12 protein-coding genes are annotated in these 16,717 nt (G+C 60.2%); 11 read left to right on the forward strand and 1 reads right to left on the reverse strand.

Features of this window, described 5'->3' with window-relative positions; all coding sequences use genetic code 11:
- Nucleotides 1-3 precede the first annotated feature (3 nt).
- The 6 genes from AEAC466_RS24280 to msrB all read left to right on the forward strand — a co-directional run bounded on the left by AEAC466_RS24280 (nt 4) and on the right by msrB (nt 4,958).
- Entirely contained in the window at nt 4-1,083 is a 1,080-nt protein-coding gene (locus AEAC466_RS24280; protein ID WP_023456292.1) for an AMP-binding protein, read from the forward strand.
- Nucleotides 1,080-1,823 (forward strand): SDR family NAD(P)-dependent oxidoreductase, encoded by a 744-nt coding sequence (locus tag AEAC466_RS24285; protein WP_023456293.1) that lies wholly within the window; start codon nt 1,080-1,082, stop codon nt 1,821-1,823. Before AEAC466_RS24280 ends, AEAC466_RS24285 begins: the two co-directional genes overlap by 4 nt.
- A gap of 13 nt (nt 1,824-1,836) precedes the next feature.
- The gene (locus tag AEAC466_RS24290) at nt 1,837-2,841 is read left to right on the forward strand and encodes a ketoacyl-ACP synthase III (protein ID WP_031238014.1); all 1,005 of its coding nucleotides are present in this window, start codon (nt 1,837-1,839) and stop codon (nt 2,839-2,841) included.
- Nucleotides 2,842-2,906: 65 nt separating this feature from the next.
- A complete protein-coding gene (gene pseG, locus AEAC466_RS24295) occupies nt 2,907-3,899 on the forward strand; it encodes a UDP-2,4-diacetamido-2,4,6-trideoxy-beta-L-altropyranose hydrolase (RefSeq protein WP_023456295.1) in 993 nt (330 codons plus the stop codon).
- Nucleotides 3,892-4,464 carry a GNAT family N-acetyltransferase gene (locus AEAC466_RS24300; RefSeq protein WP_023456296.1) on the forward strand — a complete coding sequence of 191 codons (573 nt, stop codon included), beginning with the start codon at nt 3,892-3,894 and terminating at the stop codon, nt 4,462-4,464. Before pseG ends, AEAC466_RS24300 begins: the two co-directional genes overlap by 8 nt.
- A gap of 11 nt (nt 4,465-4,475) precedes the next feature.
- On the forward strand, nt 4,476-4,958 hold the full coding sequence (gene msrB, locus AEAC466_RS24305; RefSeq protein ID WP_023456297.1) for a peptide-methionine (R)-S-oxide reductase MsrB: 483 nt from the start codon (nt 4,476-4,478) through the stop codon (nt 4,956-4,958).
- Nucleotides 4,959-5,053: 95 nt separating this feature from the next.
- On the opposite strand, the gene AEAC466_RS24310 is transcribed toward msrB, so the two are convergent.
- On the reverse strand, nt 5,054-6,487 hold the full coding sequence (locus AEAC466_RS24310; protein WP_023456298.1) for an aldehyde dehydrogenase family protein: 1,434 nt from the start codon (nt 6,485-6,487) through the stop codon (nt 5,054-5,056).
- Between the two features lie 260 nt (nt 6,488-6,747).
- Between AEAC466_RS24310 and AEAC466_RS43535 the strand changes: the two genes are divergently transcribed.
- From AEAC466_RS43535 to gltB, 5 genes are all read left to right on the forward strand, one after another.
- A complete protein-coding gene (locus tag AEAC466_RS43535; protein WP_023456299.1) occupies nt 6,748-7,602 on the forward strand; it encodes a hypothetical protein in 855 nt (284 codons plus the stop codon).
- A 103-nt stretch (nt 7,603-7,705) separates the two neighbouring features.
- Nucleotides 7,706-8,872 (forward strand): DegT/DnrJ/EryC1/StrS family aminotransferase, encoded by a 1,167-nt coding sequence (locus AEAC466_RS24315; RefSeq protein WP_031238016.1) that lies wholly within the window; start codon nt 7,706-7,708, stop codon nt 8,870-8,872.
- A 258-nt stretch (nt 8,873-9,130) separates the two neighbouring features.
- Complete coding sequence (locus AEAC466_RS24320; protein ID WP_023456301.1) at nt 9,131-10,426, forward strand: ammonium transporter; 1,296 nt, start codon at nt 9,131-9,133, stop codon at nt 10,424-10,426.
- Nucleotides 10,427-10,725: 299 nt separating this feature from the next.
- On the forward strand, nt 10,726-12,195 hold the full coding sequence (locus AEAC466_RS24325) for an NAD(P)-dependent oxidoreductase (RefSeq protein ID WP_023456302.1): 1,470 nt from the start codon (nt 10,726-10,728) through the stop codon (nt 12,193-12,195).
- Nucleotides 12,196-12,197: 2 nt separating this feature from the next.
- The gene (gene gltB, locus AEAC466_RS24330; RefSeq protein ID WP_023456303.1) at nt 12,198-16,709 is read left to right on the forward strand and encodes a glutamate synthase large subunit; all 4,512 of its coding nucleotides are present in this window, start codon (nt 12,198-12,200) and stop codon (nt 16,707-16,709) included.
- Nucleotides 16,710-16,717 lie beyond the last annotated feature (8 nt).

The raw sequence follows: 16,717 nt of genomic DNA on the forward strand, positions 1-16,717 counted from the left end.
ATCATGCGCCTCGATCCCCATTTTCAGCTGATCGAGGGCGAAACGGCTACGTCCGGGGCGGATATTGTGCCGCGTTCGGCGTCCCTTATCGACATCAGGCAAAGCCCTGTGCGCGACCTGATTGCCGGCCTTGCCGCCGAAGGCGACCTCTATGTTTTGCGCGATGCATCAGCGCCGCCGCCGTTAGTGGATACGGATGCAGGACGGGTCTGGTTGCAAACCTCCGGTACAACCGGCATCCCGAAATGGGTCGGCCACGACCGCGAAACCTTGAGTGCCCGCATCGCTCCGGGCACGCTGGGTGATACCGCCCGCTGGCTCCTGACGTTCAATCCGGGCAGCTTTGCCGGGGTTCAGGTCATCTTGTCCGCCATGGCCGGGCCGCATGTGCTGATCGTGCCGGCGTTGGATGCGTCCGTGGCGGATATGGCCGATCTGGCGGTTAGAACAAATGTTACACATATCTCCGGAACGCCGACCTTCTGGCGTGCCTTTGTCATGGCGCTGGGATCGCGTCCTGTGTCCCTGAAAAGCCTCACCTTGGGCGGCGAGGCGTCCGATCAGACCTTGCTCGATATCCTGCGGATGCGTTTTCCCGACGCCGCCCTGCGCCACATCTATGCCACTACCGAGGCCGGCACGGTGTTTTCCGTCCGCGATGGCAAGGCGGGCTTTCCGCGTGATTGGCTCAGCGGCGACCTGACGCTGACCGATCGGGGCACACTGGCCGTCCGGGGGCGCGATACCGGCGATGTGATCGAAGTGACCGACGGTCGCGTCCTGTTCAAGGGGCGGATCGATGCCATGGTCAATATAGGGGGGGTGAAGGTCTATCCTGAGATGGTCGAGGCTCATCTGCTGACCTTGCCCATCGTCCAGGAGGCGCGCGTGTCGGCCCGTCCCAATCCGGTGACCGGACACGTTCTGGTCGCCGATATCGTGCTCAAACCAGATTCCGATTTGGCCGAAGCGCAAATCAAGGCACACTTGCAAACCCTGCCGCGTGCGCAGCGCCCGGTCAGTCTGCGTTTTGTCACGCATATCGATGTGGGCGCGACGGGCAAGAAATCGAGGGTGTCATGACTACCGACCACAGATGGCTGATCGTGAGTGGCGTCAGCCGCGGATTGGGCCTGGCCCTGGCGCGTGACCTGCTGGCGCAGGGTTATGGCGTGGCGGGGTGCAGCACGACCTTTGGCGATGACCTGGAGGCCCTCAAGGCGGTTCACGGCGATAAGTTCCTGTGGCAGGCGGTCGATATGGCCGATACACAGGCCATTGAGGGCTTCGTCTCCGCCGCCACGACGGCGTTCGCCGGCCAGCGCCTGTGGGGCGTGGTGAATAATGCAGGCATGTCGGTCGAAGGCATTCTCTCGACCTTGCCGGTCAGCGATATCGAGCAGGTCCTTCAGGTCAATCTGACGGGCGCCATCTGTCTGACCCGGTCCGCCTTGCGTCAAATGATGAAGACGCGCAAACCGGGGCGCGTGATTAATATTTCGTCGATTACGGGTCTGCGCGGTTATACCGGTCTGACGGCCTATGCAGCGTCGAAAGCTGGGCTTGATGGCTTTTCCCGCGCCCTGGCGCGCGAAGTCGGCCGTGTTGGCATCACGGTAAATTCGGTTGCGCCGGGCTATATGAAAACTGCCCTGTCAGAAGGGCTGGACGACCGGCAACTGGACCAGATCGTGCGCCGTACGCCGCTTAACCGCCTGTGCGAACTGGCCGATGTCGTCCATCTCGTGCGCTTTCTGGTGTCGGAAGAGGCCGGCTTTATCACGGGCCAGACGCTTGTCGTCGATGGCGGCCTCACCTCATGAAACGAGCGCATTGATGGTCACCTTTTCCACCCGCGCCCCGAAACTTTGTGGCATTGTCACCGCCTTACCGGAGACGGTCAGCGAAAACGCCGACTTAGGGATAACCTTTGGCGTGGACGCCATGGCCAAGATCATGTCGGTGACCGGCATCGAACGGCGACCGGTATCGACCCATCATACAGTCAGCGATCTGGGCGAGGCGGCGGCGGCGCAACTTATTGACAGGCTGGGCTGGGACCGCGCCAGTATCGGTCTGTTGATCGTCATTACTCAGACGCCGGATTATCCTCTGCCGTCAACGGCCTGTATCCTGCAAAACCGTCTGAAGCTGGGCATGCATACGGCGACCTTCGATCTGGCGCTGGGCTGTTCCGGTTACGGTTACGGCCTGTCCGTCGCCAATGCGATGATGCAGTCAGGCGGTATTACCCGCGCCCTGCTTGTCTCGGGCGATATCACCACACGCATGATTTCGGAGTCCAACCGGTCTCTGGCGCCGTTGTTCGGCGATGCCGTGGCGGTGACAGCGCTGGAACTGGACGACGGCGGACACATCGCCTTCGACCTCGGGTCAGATGGCTCGGGAGCGCCCTACCTGATATCAAAAACCGGCGGGCTGGCGGCGCCGGGGAAGCCTGAGCTATTCATGGACGGCACCCAGGTCATGGCCTTTTCCCTGAAGCAGGTCGCGCCGTCGATCGCCCGCGCCCTGGCGGCGGCCGGACGTGACATCGGCGACATCGATCACATCATCCTGCATCAGGCCAACGCCATGATGCTCAAGACCTTGGGGCAAAAGATCAAGGCGCGGGAGGATCAGCTGGTCTATGCCATACGCGACTTCGGCAACACCTCGTCCACCTCCATTCCCCTGGCGATATGCGACCATCTGAACCGGGTAGCGCCGCGGCCTGACCTGTCGCTTTTGCTGTGCGGTTTCGGTGTCGGCTGGTCCTGGGCGACGACCGTATGGCAAACGCCGTCGCCGGTCTGCCACGACATCATACGGGTGGCCTAGAATTTTATTTTTACGCACTTTTTAATCCGAAAAGTGCGTCACACTCTTCGGAAAGTGCTCCAGACATGCGGCTGTTGATCCGTACCGAGGCATCACCCCAGATCGGCATGGGCCATTTCATGCGCTGTTTCGCCATTGCCGAAACGGCGCGTGCACAGGGCATCCCCGTGACCTTCCTGCTCAATGAATTGGGCGATGCCGCGGCGGCGCGGTTGGATGAAATTGGTGCTGCGGGAGTGGCGGTCGGCGGCTCCCCCGGCTCGGCGGCGGACTTCATGGCCACGGGCGCGCTGAACCTCTCCCGCGACCGAGGCTGGCTGCTGATCGACAGCTATCAGGTGACGGAAGACTATCTGACGCTCCAGACTCACGCCGCCCGTGTGGCAGTGATCGACGATATGAACGCCTTGGCGCGCTATGATTGCGATCTGATCATCAATCCCGCGCAAGCGGCGCGTCGGACTGACTATGAACGCAAGACCTCGGCGCGGCTATGCCTCGGTGCCGATTATGCCTTGATCCGGAAGGAGTTTTTGCAGCATGGCGATGAGGCATGCGATGACGGCTTCATTGCAATACTGTTCGGCGGCAGCGATCCGCTGCAACTGAGTGGCCGATGCGCGCGCCTCTTGCGTGAGACGCTGCCGGATACGCCGATCCGAATTATTGCCGGGCCGGCAAATATCCATACCGCCGATCTGATGAGGTTGGAACAAGAGTTAAACGTGGTCTCCGTTGTGCAAAATCCGGCCAGTGTTGCGCAAGCGCTGCGTGGCGCGTCCTTGGTGCTGACGGCGGCCGGTGGCAGTGTCGGCGAGATGGCAGCCATGGGCTTGCCGGCGCTCGTTTTGGTCGTCTACGACAACCAGGCGTCGGCCCTAAAAGCCTGCCAGTATCCGGTCATCGATGTCCGCGCGGGCTTGCCGGACGATTTGGCGCGTGAAATCAAACAACTCATGGATGACCCAGCCCGCCGCGCCAATATAGCGCACCACGCGCATGCCGTGGTCGACGGAAATGGGCCCAAACGCATTGTGGAGGTAATGAAAAATGTATGAGTTCCTGTCCTACCGACCGGTCGTACCCGGTGATGCCCGCTTGTTATTGGACTGGCGCACGGCCCCGCATATCACCAAATACATGCTGACCGATGTGCCCTATGACATCGCGCGTCAGGAGCAGTGGATCGCGGCGTGCAATGCGCGCGATGACTACGAGCATTGTGTTATTCAGATTGAGGGTCGCGACGTTGGCTATGCGTCGATCACCGTCACCGACAAGCGGTCGAGCATCGGCGAAATCGGTGTCTATATTGGTGACAGTTCGGCGCCGAAAGAACTGACCGCCTACAACTTCGTAGGCACGCTCAATCATGCCTTCTTCACCATGGGGCTGCACAAGCTGGTCAATCATGTTGTCGACTGGAATGACCGCACGGTCCGTGCCCAGGCGTTCAACGGCTATCGCCATGTCGGTGTGCTGAAAGACCATGCGCTAAAGGACAGCATTCGCCACGATCTGCATATTTTCGAGCAGACGGCGGCGGAGTGGGCGGCTTTCCGTAAAAAATTTCGTGATACCCGTAACTGGTGGGGCGAAGAGACCGTATATAGGGGCCTATGAAGGAGCGTCCTATGAGCAAATCCAGCTTGGGTTTCGACCTGACACCGCCTACGCCGCAACAGATTGAGGACCTGGCCGCGCGCCTGGATCCCGAAGCGCGCCGCATCCTGCTTGACCACGGTACCGAGCCGCCATTTTGCGGCAAGTTCGACGAGTATGAGGATGAAGGCACCTATATCTGCAATCTGTGCGACCTGCCGTTATTCGACAGTCACGCCAAGTTCCATTCGGGATCGGGCTGGCCCAGCTTTTATCAGGGCATCGCCCCCGACCATATTCGCAATATCGCCGATCGGTCGCATGGCATGGTCCGCATCGAAATCCGCTGCGCCCGTTGTGACTCCCACCTTGGTCACGTCTTCGAAGACGGGCCGCGTCCAACGGGCCTGCGCTATTGCCTCAACTCGGTCGCCATGGACTTCGTGCCGGAGGCGCAGGCGCTGCCCGATCGCCTGGGGCGCGGCGCTCCGGAAGGTCAGCCAATCGGCGACTAAGGCGTTTATTGAGTGCCTAACAAAAAAGCGGCTCCGTAAGGAGCCGCTTTTCATTTTCCGTGTACGGATTATACAGCACCTAGGCTGCCAATTGACTAGACTGGCAATTGATAGGCCGTCTTGACGATGGTGTAGAATTCCTTGGCATAGGCGCCTTGTTCGCGTGGGCCGAAGGAGCTGGCCTTACGGCCGCCGAACGGGACGTGGTAGTCAACGCCGGCGGTCGGCAGGTTGACCATGACCATACCGGCCTGGATGCGGCGCTTGAAAGTTTCCGCCGACTTGAGCGACTTGGTGCAGATACCGGCCGACAGGCCCATTTCCGTGTCGTTGGCAACTTTGATGGCTTCTTCCAGATCCTTGACGCGGATGACAGAGGCAATGGGGCCGAAGACTTCTTCTTTGTTGATCGCCATGTCCGGGGTCGTCTTGTCGATCAGGGTCGGAGCGTAATAATAGCCCGGCGTCCCGAAGGTGAGGTCTTCACCGCCAGCGACGATAGCGCCGCCTTCGGCCTTGGCCTTGGCAACGGCGTCACGGGCGATGTTGAGTTGTTCCTGGCTAGCGATTGGGCCCATCTGGACGCCGTCAGCGCGGGAGTCACCCACCTTGATCGCCTTGGCGGCTTCGGCCAGCCGGGCCACGAAGATATCGGCGATGCCTTCGGTGACAATAATCCGCGAAGAGGCGGTGCAGCGGTGACCGGAGGAGAAGAAGGACGAGTTCAGCACCGAATTGACGGCGTTGTCGAGGTCGGCATCGTCAAGGACGACAACCGGGTTCTTGCCGCCCATTTCGCACTGGACGCGCTTGCCCTTGGCGACCGCCTGGTCACGGACGCGCGTACCCGTCGGCACCGAGCCGGTGAAGGAAATGGCGTCGCAGCCGTCGATCATCAGCGGACCGGCGACCGAACCACGGGCGAACACCATGTTCAGCACGCCCTTGGGCAGGCCGGCGCGGTTCAGAATGTCGGCCAGTTCCCAGGCGCAGGCCGGGGTGAGTTCGGCGGGCTTGAAGACAACCGTGTTGCCGAAGGCGATGGCGGGGGCCATCTTCCACGCCGGAATGGCGATGGGGAAGTTCCAGGGGCAGATCAAGCCGATGACGCCGACCGGCTCACGGGTGATTTCGACCTTTACGCCGGGACGAACCGAATCAAGCACTTCGCCGTGCGCGCGCAGGGCTTCGCCCGCGAAAAACTTGAAGATGTGGCCGGCGCGGGTGACTTCGCCGATGCCTTCGGGCAGGGTCTTGCCTTCTTCGCGCGACAGAAGCGCGCCCAGTTCGGCCTTGCGGGCCAGGATTTCCGTACCGGCATTGTCGAGCACGTCGAAACGCTGCTGCGGCGTCGAATACTGCCAGGTTTCGAAGGCGTCGCGGGCAGCCTTGACGGCGGCGTTGACTTCGGATTCGCCGGCGACGGCATAGGTGCCGATGATGTCGTTGGTGTCGGACGGGTTGATGTCGTTGAACGTCTTTTCCGTGACGACCCATTCGCCGTTAATCAGATTGCCCTTGGTGGTCATGACCTATGGTCTCCTCATTTAGGTGGCATTATTCGGGATACGCGTGATGCGGCTCTATAGGCCGTTGTGGTAGCGCTCACAAGGTGGATATTGTGAGCTCTTATATAGTCAGACAAATGTTTGATGGGAAGCCCGGTGGGTATAATTTATTCATTGTGTACAGGTTTTTTATTTTGACTGCGGCGGATAACCACAGGGTTGCGCTTTAATTTGGCGCTATGTTAGCGTGAAGGCGCGAAGCGCTTTCCCGGGGGGTATCTGTGCAAAACAAGAGTCTGAGTTTCACGACAATAAAAGGGTTTCCGGTTCGGCTGGACCGATCGGGCAAGACGGTTAAGGTCCTGCTTCAGGAAGGCGACATTCAGCACAAATTCGTCCTGGTTGACGTCGTTTCGGTGGGTGGCGACGAGTATGTGCTGGTGGTTGACACCGGCAGCAAGATTCGAATTTCCCGGGAAAATGCCGAAAAGGCAAAGGCGCTTCTTATTCTACCCGGAAAGTCGTTCGGTATTGGCAAATGGATAGCCATTGGTGCTGGCGTCCTGTTTGGGCTATATCTGATCGGCAGCCTTTCCGGCTCGAAAGACAAGCCGGCGACCGGGGGTACTGAGTCGTCGAGCAAACAAGCCGATTCATCCAGCTCACAAGTTGCGGCGTCAAGCGCCTCTTCGATAGCGACGAATTGGCGCTATCAGACTGAGACCGATACGATGAGTGGCAAGACGTCGCACAGCGCCGCTGTCGATAGTGAGAACACCGTCAATTTCAGCTTTCCCTACAACGGTGCTCAACACGGTGAATTAACGCTGCGCAAACATCCCCGATACGGCAACGACGTCATTCTCAGCATAACAAAGGGACAATTCCTTTGTAATTCTTATGATGGTTGCAGCGTGCTGGTCAAATTCGACGATAAGCCGCCCGTCAAGTTCACCGCTGCGGAGGCCGCTGACCACAGCACAGAGCTGCTGTTCATCCGCAATTACAAGCGCTTTTCCGAAAGTCTGCAAAGTGCCAAGCGCGTCGTGATCGAAGCGCCTGTTTACCAGGAAGGCAGCCCAGAGTTTGAATTCGACGTCAGCCAATTCGATGCCAAACAAATGGCGGGGTCCTGATTTACTGAAACCTTGGGAAATGCCTTTTGAGATGCATTGATCTCATATGCTGGTTAAAGCCAAAACGACCGCCAAGTTGGCGGGACAGTTGAAGGCAGGTATCATGGCTATTCCATTTATCGATCTCGGCATCCAGCGCGAACGTATCGGCGCGAAGATCGAGGACGCCGTTCTCAAGGTTATCAAGCATGGCGCCTACATCATGGGGCCGGAGGTCAAGGCGTTCGAAGCCGACATGTCCGCCTTTGCCGGCGCGAAGCATACCCTGTCCTGCGCCAACGGCACCGATGCTATCGAACTGATCCTTCTGAGCTTGGGCGTGGCTAAGGGCGATGCGGTGTTCGTGCCCGCCTTCACCTTTGTCGCTACGGCCGAAGTCGTGCCGATGACGGGCGCCGAGCCGGTCTTCTGCGATATCCAGGCTGACACCTATAATATCGACCCTGCCAAGCTGGAGGCGGCCATTCAGGCCGTGCAGGCTGAGGGCCGGTTGAAGCCCGCCGCCATCATCGCTGTCGATCTTTTCGGTCAGCCGGCGGATTATCCCGCTCTGTCGGACATCGCCAAAAAATACGGACTGCATTTGATTTGCGATTCGGCGCAGGGGTTTGGCGGCACCATCGACGGCCGGCAGCCGCTGGAGTGGTGCGTCGCCACGGCGACCAGCTTCTATCCGGCCAAGCCGCTGGGCTGCTACGGTGATGGCGGCGCGGTGGTGACCAATGACGACGCGCTGATGGAGAAGATGATTTCTTTCCGGGTGCACGGCGGCGCGACGCCGACCGACGCGGCCACGATGAACTACACGCACGAAGCCAAGTACCTCAATGTCCGCATTGGCATGAATTCGCGTTTGGACAGCATCCAGGCGGCCGTCCTGATCGAGAAGCTGGCTATTTTCGGTGAGGAAATCGAACTGCGCCAGACCGTAGCCCGGCGCTACAACGAACTCCTGGGCGGAAAGGTTATATCGGTGCCGCACGTCCGGGACGGATACGTGTCGACCTGGGCGCAATATACCATAGAGCATGAAAGCCGCGACGCCTTGCAGGCGCACCTTCGGGCCAAGGGCGTGCCGTCGGCGGTCTATTATCCGATCCCCTTGCATCAGCAACCGGGCTACGCCATGTTCACGTCGGGAACGGGTGATCTGGCGGTATCGGAGGCCAAGTCAAAGACGGTGATCAGCTTGCCGTTCAGCCCCTATCTCGATACGGCGACCCAGGACGAGATCGTCGCGGCGGTCCTGTCGTTCGAAAATCAGGGATAGGTCGGCGCGCGGGATATCGGCTTGAATAGGCCATTTATGCCCTTTGCTTGACGCTACTGCGCGAGTTTGTGGCATGTTGTCGGAAAATTTCTCAAATTTACTCGGCTTGCCGGTAAAATTTGTCTTTTCAAGCCGATAATCTTCCGCTATGGACAAAAAATACCCCTACTTCGCGTGTGCAAAACCCGGGCTTATGCTCCGTGGCGCGCCGGATGTGTGTTTGGGTGGCGATTGGTCTTTTTGGGGTGACGGGAAAACATGGCGCTTATTCAGTCAGGCACGAATGTCGTGGCGGCAGCTCCCAAGCTGCTGGCGCATCAGGCTGCCCTGAGCCTGAATGCCGGCGATACGGCGTGGATGATCGTAGCGACCGCCCTGGTTCTGTTCATGACTTTGCCTGGACTGGCATTGTTTTACGGCGGCATGGTTCGCAAGAAGAACCTTCTGTCAACTTTGGCGCAATCGGTGGCGGTCACGGTCATCGCGACGGTGCTGTGGATTCTGATCGGTTATAGCCTGGCATTTGGTGTCGGCGGCGGAAATGCTGATAGCGTCATAAACAAGATCGTCGGCGGATTCGATATCGCCTTGCTGAATGGCGTCAAGCTCGACACCGCTTATAAAGCCGCGCCGAACCTGCCGGAATATCTCTGGATCGCTTACCAGATGACCTTTGCCATCATAACGCCCGCCTTGATCGCCGGTTCGATCGTCGAGCGCATGAAATTTTCCGCTTTCTGTCTGTTCATCGCTCTATGGTCGGTGCTCGTCTACGCGCCGGTCTGCCATTGGGTATGGGGCGGCGGCTTTTTGGGCACCATGGGTGTTCTGGATTTCGCCGGCGGGGCGGTGGTGCACGTCAACTCCGGTGTCGCGGGTCTGGTCGCCTGTCTGGTGCTCGGCAAGCGTAAGGGCTTTGGCCGCGACAATATGGCCCCGCACAACCTCGGCTACACCATGATCGGTGCTTCGATGCTGCTGTTCGGGTGGATCGGCTTTAATGCCGGTTCGGAATGGGCCGCCGATAGCCGCGCGTCGGTCGCCATGCTCAACACCATCGTCGCCACCATGACCGGCGCCATCGGTTGGATCGTGCCGGAATGGTGGGAACGCAAACAGCCGACCCTGCTGGGCATGGTGTCCGGCATGATTGCTGGTCTTGTTGCCATCACGCCGGCGGCGGGTTTCGTAACCCCGGGTGGCGCCATGCTGATCGGCCTGATCACCGGCCCCGTTTGCTACCTGGCATCGACCTATATAAAGAACATATTTAAATACGACGACTCGCTCGACGCCTTCGGCGTCCATGCGGTCGGCGGATTTACCGGCGCCCTCCTGACAGCGGTCTTTGCCAATACCGCCATAAATCCGGCGGGGGCGGGCGCCTCTGTACTTAAACAGTTTATTGGCCTGGTAGTGGTCATAGGCTGGAGCGCCATTCTCACCTACCTCATTCTCATGGTCTGCAAGTTTACAACAGGCCTGCGAGTAACAGAGGAAGAGGAGATCGAGGGCCTCGATCAATCGCAGCACGGGGAGACCCTGCACGGATAAACTCAAAAGGCTGAAAGGCTGGACTGAAGTTTCCCCCTCGCGATTGATCTCCAGGCCCACCCCACACGGGGCGGCCGCGGGACCAGCCGAGGGGGTTCGCATGTCAGAGCCTTATGCGACGGCGGCGAACTGGTTACTTTGGAAACAACAACGGCAAATATGTCATCTGTGGTAAAAAAGCTGACAGACCCTTGCCGGAACTGAGATTTGAACTTTTCTTCGGAGGCGTTTTACGCTTTTAGCACCTGCGAAGAGTACCGGGCCTGAAAAGGTCGTTTTGAGTAGAAAAGGGTGATCGTATGGATACGAACCGTTTCGTGATTGAAGTCAAAAAGACGCCGTCGAAGACAGATGCGAAGACACGCATCGAAAACTTCAACGAAATCTACGCCGACTTCAAACCGACACAGGCCTCGCATCAGGCATCGCGCTGCGCGCAATGCGGCGTCCCCTTCTGCCAGCACGGCTGCCCGCTGTCGAACAACATCCCCGACTGGCTGCGCCTGACCGCCGAAGGGCGCCCGCAGGAGGCCTGGGAGCTGTCGTCGGCCACCTCGACCCTGCCGGAAATCTGCGGCCGCATCTGCCCGCAGGATCGCCTGTGCGAAGGCTCATGCGTGCTGGAACAGTCCGGCTGGCAGAACGTCACTATCGGCAGTGTCGAACGCTATCTCGGCGACATGGCCTTCGAAAACGGCTGGATCGAGCCGATCGTGCCGGAAACCGAGCGGTCGCAATCCATCGCCATCATCGGCGCGGGCCCGGCGGGCATCGCCGCTGCCGACCGTCTGCGCACCCTGGGTTACAAGGTCACCATCTATGACCGCTACGACCGGGCCGGTGGCCTGCTAGTCTATGGCATCCCCTCGTTCAAGCTGGAAAAGCACGTTGTTGCTCGCCGCACCGACCGCCTGGCCCAGTCCGGCGTCGAATATGTCATGAACTGCGATATCGGCACCGATATCAGCTTCGAGGAACTGCGTGAAAAGCACGACGCCATCCTGGTCGCCACTGGCGTCTACAAGGCGCGCCGCCTGAGCGTGCCGGGATGCGGATCAAAGGGCGTGGTCGCGGCGCTCGACTATCTGATTACCTCTAACAAGGTCGGCTTCGGCGACCAGATCGAAGACTTCGCCAACGGCCGCCTCGACGCCAATGGCAAGCATGTCGTCGTCATCGGCGGCGGCGATACGGCCATGGACTGCGTGCGCACGGCGACGCGCCAGGGCGCCAAGTCTGTGACTTGCGTCTACCGCCGCGACCGCGCCAACATGCCGGGCTCCGACCGTGAAGTCGCCAATGCCGAGGAAGAAGGCGTGCGTTTTGAATGGCTGTCGGCCCCCAAGGCGGTGCTCGGTGACGCCGAAACGGTCGAAGGCTTGAAGATCCAGCGCATGCGCCTGACGACTCCCGACGCGCAAGGTCGCCAGGGTATCGAGGATATCCATGGCAATGAAGCCGATCTCCCCGCCGATCTGATCATCGAAGCCTTGGGCTTCGAACCGGAAAACATGCCGCTGATGTTCAATGAACCGAAACTGGAAGTGACCCGCTGGGGTACGCTCAAGACGATGGCCGGCGAGTTCGCCACTACGGTAAAGGGTGTCTTCGCCGCCGGCGATATCGTGCGTGGCGCCTCGCTCGTCGTGTGGGCGGTCCGTGAAGGCCAGGACGCCGCCGCCGACATCCACCATTATCTTCAAACCGAACTCCTCGTTCCGGCCAACGCCAACGATGACGCTTCCTACGCGCTGGGAGCCGCGGAATAATCATGACCCATTTTGACTCGTACGCCCACTATCAAAACCAACGTCAGCGCCTCATCGACGGCCATGCCTATGATCCGGAATCGGAAATCTCGGCCTGCGGCGTCGGCGCCGTCTGCGCCATCGATGGCAAGGAACGCCGCGATGTCGTCGAACTGGCGATCAAGGCGCTGAAGGCTCTATTCCATCGTGGCGCGGTCGATGCCGACGGCAAGTCCGGCGACGGCGCGGGCATCATGATCAATGTGCCGCAGGAATTTTTCCGCGAACAGGTCGAGCGTATTGGCCACAAGCCGCGTCCTGGCCCCATCCTGGTTGGTCAGGTCTTCCTGCCGCGTGCCGATCTGGGCGCTCAAGAATCCGCGCGGACCATCGTCGAATCCGAAGTCCTGCGCTCCGGCTTTTTCCTCTATGGCTGGCGCCAGGCGCCGGTGGACGTCGCCCAACTTGGCGAACGCGCCTCGGCCACCCGCCCGGAAATCGAACAGATCATGATGGCGGCCCCGGCGGGCCTGGAAGGCGAAGCTCTGGAACGCGCCATGTTCCTGTGTCGCCGCCGCATCGAAAAGCGGGTCGATGACGCGCACATCAACGATTTCTACCTGTGTTCCTTCTCGGCCAAGACCCTGATCTACAAGGGTATGTTCCGTGCCGAACTGGTCGATGATTTCTATCTTGACCTCAAGGACCCGCGCTTTATTTCGTCGGTGGCCATTTTCCACCAACGCTTCTCGACGAATACCTTCCCCGAATGGCGTCTGGCGCAGCCCTTCCGCATGCTGGCGCACAATGGTGAAATCAACACCCTGCGCGGCAACATCAACTGGATGAAGTCGCACGAAATCCGCATGGCGGCCACGACCTTCGGCGGTGACGCCAGCGACGTGAAGCCGGTGATCCAGCCGCGCGGTTCGGATTCGGCAGCGCTCGACAATGTCTTTGAACTGCTGGTCCGTGCCGGGCGCTCGGCCCCGATGGCCAAGGCGCTCCTGATCCCCGAAGCGGCCGGTAAGGACGTGACGGTATCGGAGTCGAACAAGGCGCTGTATGCCTACTGCAACGCCGTCATGGAACCGTGGGACGGCCCGGCCGCCATCTGCGCCACTGACGGTCGCTGGGTTATTGCGGGCAAGGATCGCAACGGCTTGCGCCCGCTGCGCGTCACCGAGACCAAGGACGGCCTGCTGATCGTCGGTTCGGAAGCCGGCATGACCGGCGTGGCGGATGAACGCGTCACCCGCCGTATCCACATCGCGCCGGGCCGCATGATCGCGGTCGACCTGCAGGACGGCAAGCTCTATTCCGAAAACGAAATCATCGATCAACTGGCCCAGAAGCACGATTACAAGGGCTGGCTGGAAAACATGGTCGAGCTTGAACCCCTGATCGCGCCCGGACCTGAGCCGCGCCTGTATCAGGGCGAAGAGCTGCATCGCCGCCAGATCGCGGCTGGCTTTACCCTGGAAGACCTCGACAGCGTCCTCGACCCCATGGTCAAGGATGGCAAGGAAGCCATCGGCTCTATGGGTGACGACACGCCCCTGGCCGTCCTGTCGGAACAGTGGCGCCCGCTGGCTCACTATTTCCGCCAGAACTTCGCCCAGGTGACCAACCCCCCGATCGACCCTTTGCGTGAATCTCAGGGCATGTCGCTCAAGACGCGCTTCAAGAACCTCGGCAACATCCTGGCGGAAGACGAAGCCCAGACCGACGTGTTCGTTCTGGAATCTCCGTTCCTGACGACCTTGATGTATGAGCGCATGGTCACGTTCGACAATGTTGGCCATGTCGCCAAGCTCGACTGTACCTTCCCCGTGCCGCATGAAGACGCCCTGCCGGGCGCTGCCTTGCAGCAGGCGCTGGAAGCCCTGCGCGACGACGCCATATCGGCCGTCGCCAATGACAAGGCCAGCATGATCGTTCTGACCGACGAAGCGTTGGGAGCAGACCGTCTGGGCGTACCCATGATCCTGGCCGCAGCCGCGGTGCATTCGCGCCTGGTGCAAAAGGGCTTGCGTTCGTTCGTCTCTATCGTCGTGCGCACATCGGAAGCCATGGACCCGCATGCCTTCGCCGTGCTGGTTGGGGTCGGCGCTACCGCTATCAACCCCTATCTGTCGCTGGAACTCCTGCAGGAACGCCTGGCCCAGGGGCGCTATCCCGGCCTGGACGAGCACAAAGCCTTCCTGAACTACAAGAAGTCCATCGAAGCCGGCCTGATGAAGATTCTGGCCAAGAAGGGCATCAGTGTCATTTCCTCCTATCGTGGCGGCTACGAATTCGAGGCGCTCGGTTTGTCGCGGGCCCTTGTCGCCGAGTACTTCCCCGGCGTGACCTCGCGTATTTCCGGCATCGGCCTGTCCGGGATCGAACAGAAGCTGACCAAGCTCCATCTCAGCGCCTGGGCCAAGAAGCCGGTCACCCCGATCGGCGGCTTCTACAAGATGCGCGCCGCCGGTGAAACGCACTATTACCAGCCGAAGCTGATCCATCTGCTTCAGGACGCGACGACGCGTGACGATTACGAGGTCTTCAAGAAGTATTCAGGTCTGATCGCTGACATGTCGAAAAAGGCGCCGACCGCGCCGCGCGATCTGCTGGCCTGGGAAGGTAAGTCGCCGGCCATCGCCATCGAGGAAGTCGAAAGCGTCAACGAAATCCGCAAGCGCTTTGTTACGCCGGGCATGTCGCTCGGCGCCTTGTCGCCGGAAGCGCACGAAACCCTCAATATCGCTATGAACCGCATCGGCGCCCGTTCGGTGTCCGGTGAGGGCGGCGAAGACCCAGAGCGTTATCACCGCCGGCCTAACGGTGACAATCCGAACTCGGCCATCAAGCAGATTGCCTCGGGTCGCTTCGGTGTTACCGCCGAATATCTCAACAACTGCCGCGAGATCGAAATCAAGGTCGCCCAGGGTGCCAAGCCCGGCGAAGGCGGCCAATTGCCGGGCTTCAAGGTCACCGAATTCATCGCCCGCATGCGTCACTCGACGCCGGGTGTTGGCCTGATCTCGCCGCCGCCGCACCACGACATCTACTCGATCGAAGACCTGGCGCAGCTTATCTACGATCTCAAGCAGATCAATCCGCGTGCCCGCGTCACGGTCAAGCTGGTGTCCCAGTCTGGCATCGGTGCGGTTGCCGCCGGCGTGGCCAAGGCCAAGGCCGATGCGATCCTCGTCTCTGGCAATGTCGGCGGCACGGGTGCATCGCCCCTGTCTTCGATCAAGTTCGCTGGCCTGCCGTTCGAACTGGGTCTGTCCGAAGCCCATCAGGTCCTGACCCTGAACAATCTGCGCGGCCAGATCCGTCTGCGCGCCGACGGCGGTATGCGTACCGGCCGTGACATCGTCATCGCCGCCTTGCTCGGGGCCGAAGAGTTCGGCATCGGTACGGCATCTCTGGTGGCCATGGGCTGCCTGATGGTGCGTCAGTGCCAGTCGAACACCTGTCCGGTCGGAGTTTGCGTCCAGGACGAGCGCCTGCGCGCCAAGTTCACCGGCACACCGGAAAAGGTCATCAACCTGTTCACCTTCATTGCCCGTGAAGTGCGTGAAATCCTGGCGTCGCTCGGTCTGCGTTCGCTTCAGGAAGCGGTAGGCCGCACCGACCTGCTGCAACAGATATCGCGCGGCGGCATCCATCTCGACGATCTCGATTTGAACCCGTTGCTCGTTCGCGTCGATCTCGATCCGGGTGCGACCATCACAGCGGCCGATGAGATCAATGAAGTCGCCGATACGCTGGACGCCCAGATCGTCCGCGATGCCGCCTATATGTTAGAACGCAAGGAAAAAATGCAGTTGACCTATGACGTGCGCAATACCATGCGCGCCGTGGGCACCCGCACCTCATCTCACATTGTCAGCAAGTACGGCAATACGCTGGATGAAGGCCATCTCAAGCTCGAACTGCTGGGTTCGGTCGGTCAGTCCCTCGGTGCCTTCGCCGTCAAGGGCCTGACGATCAACCTCATCGGCGAGGCCAATGACTATGTCGGTAAGGGCCTGTCCGGCGCCACCATCGCCATCCGCCCGAAGGCCTGGCAGGAAAACCAGGCCCTGGCCGGCAACACCCTGCTGTACGGTGCCACCTCAGGTCAGCTCTACATTGCCGGTACGGTTGGCGAACGCTTCGCCGTGCGTAACTCTGGCGCGACGACGGTGGTCGAAGGTGTGGGGGCGCACGGTTGTGAATACATGACCGGTGGCGAAGTCGTCATCCTCGGTAAGGTCGGCGCTAACTTCGGCGCCGGCATGACCGGTGGTGTCGCCTATATCTACGATCCGGATCAAACCCTCGCCAGCTATGTCAATCCGGAAGGCATCACGCTGCGTGGCGTTCCTGACGCCAATATTGAGCGGCTGAAGGCCTTGGTTACAGCGCATCTTGTCCGGACGGCTTCACCGCGCGCTCAGGCCATACTGGACGACTGGGACAATAGCCTGAAAGCTTTTGTCGAGGTCATGCCGAATGAGATACTGGCTATCCAGCAGAAGCAGGCCAAATCGGCCTGAGCCCCTAT

Source organism: Asticcacaulis sp. AC466 (genome assembly GCF_000495815.1).
In the GTDB taxonomy this organism is placed as follows: Bacteria; Pseudomonadota; Alphaproteobacteria; order Caulobacterales; family Caulobacteraceae; genus Asticcacaulis.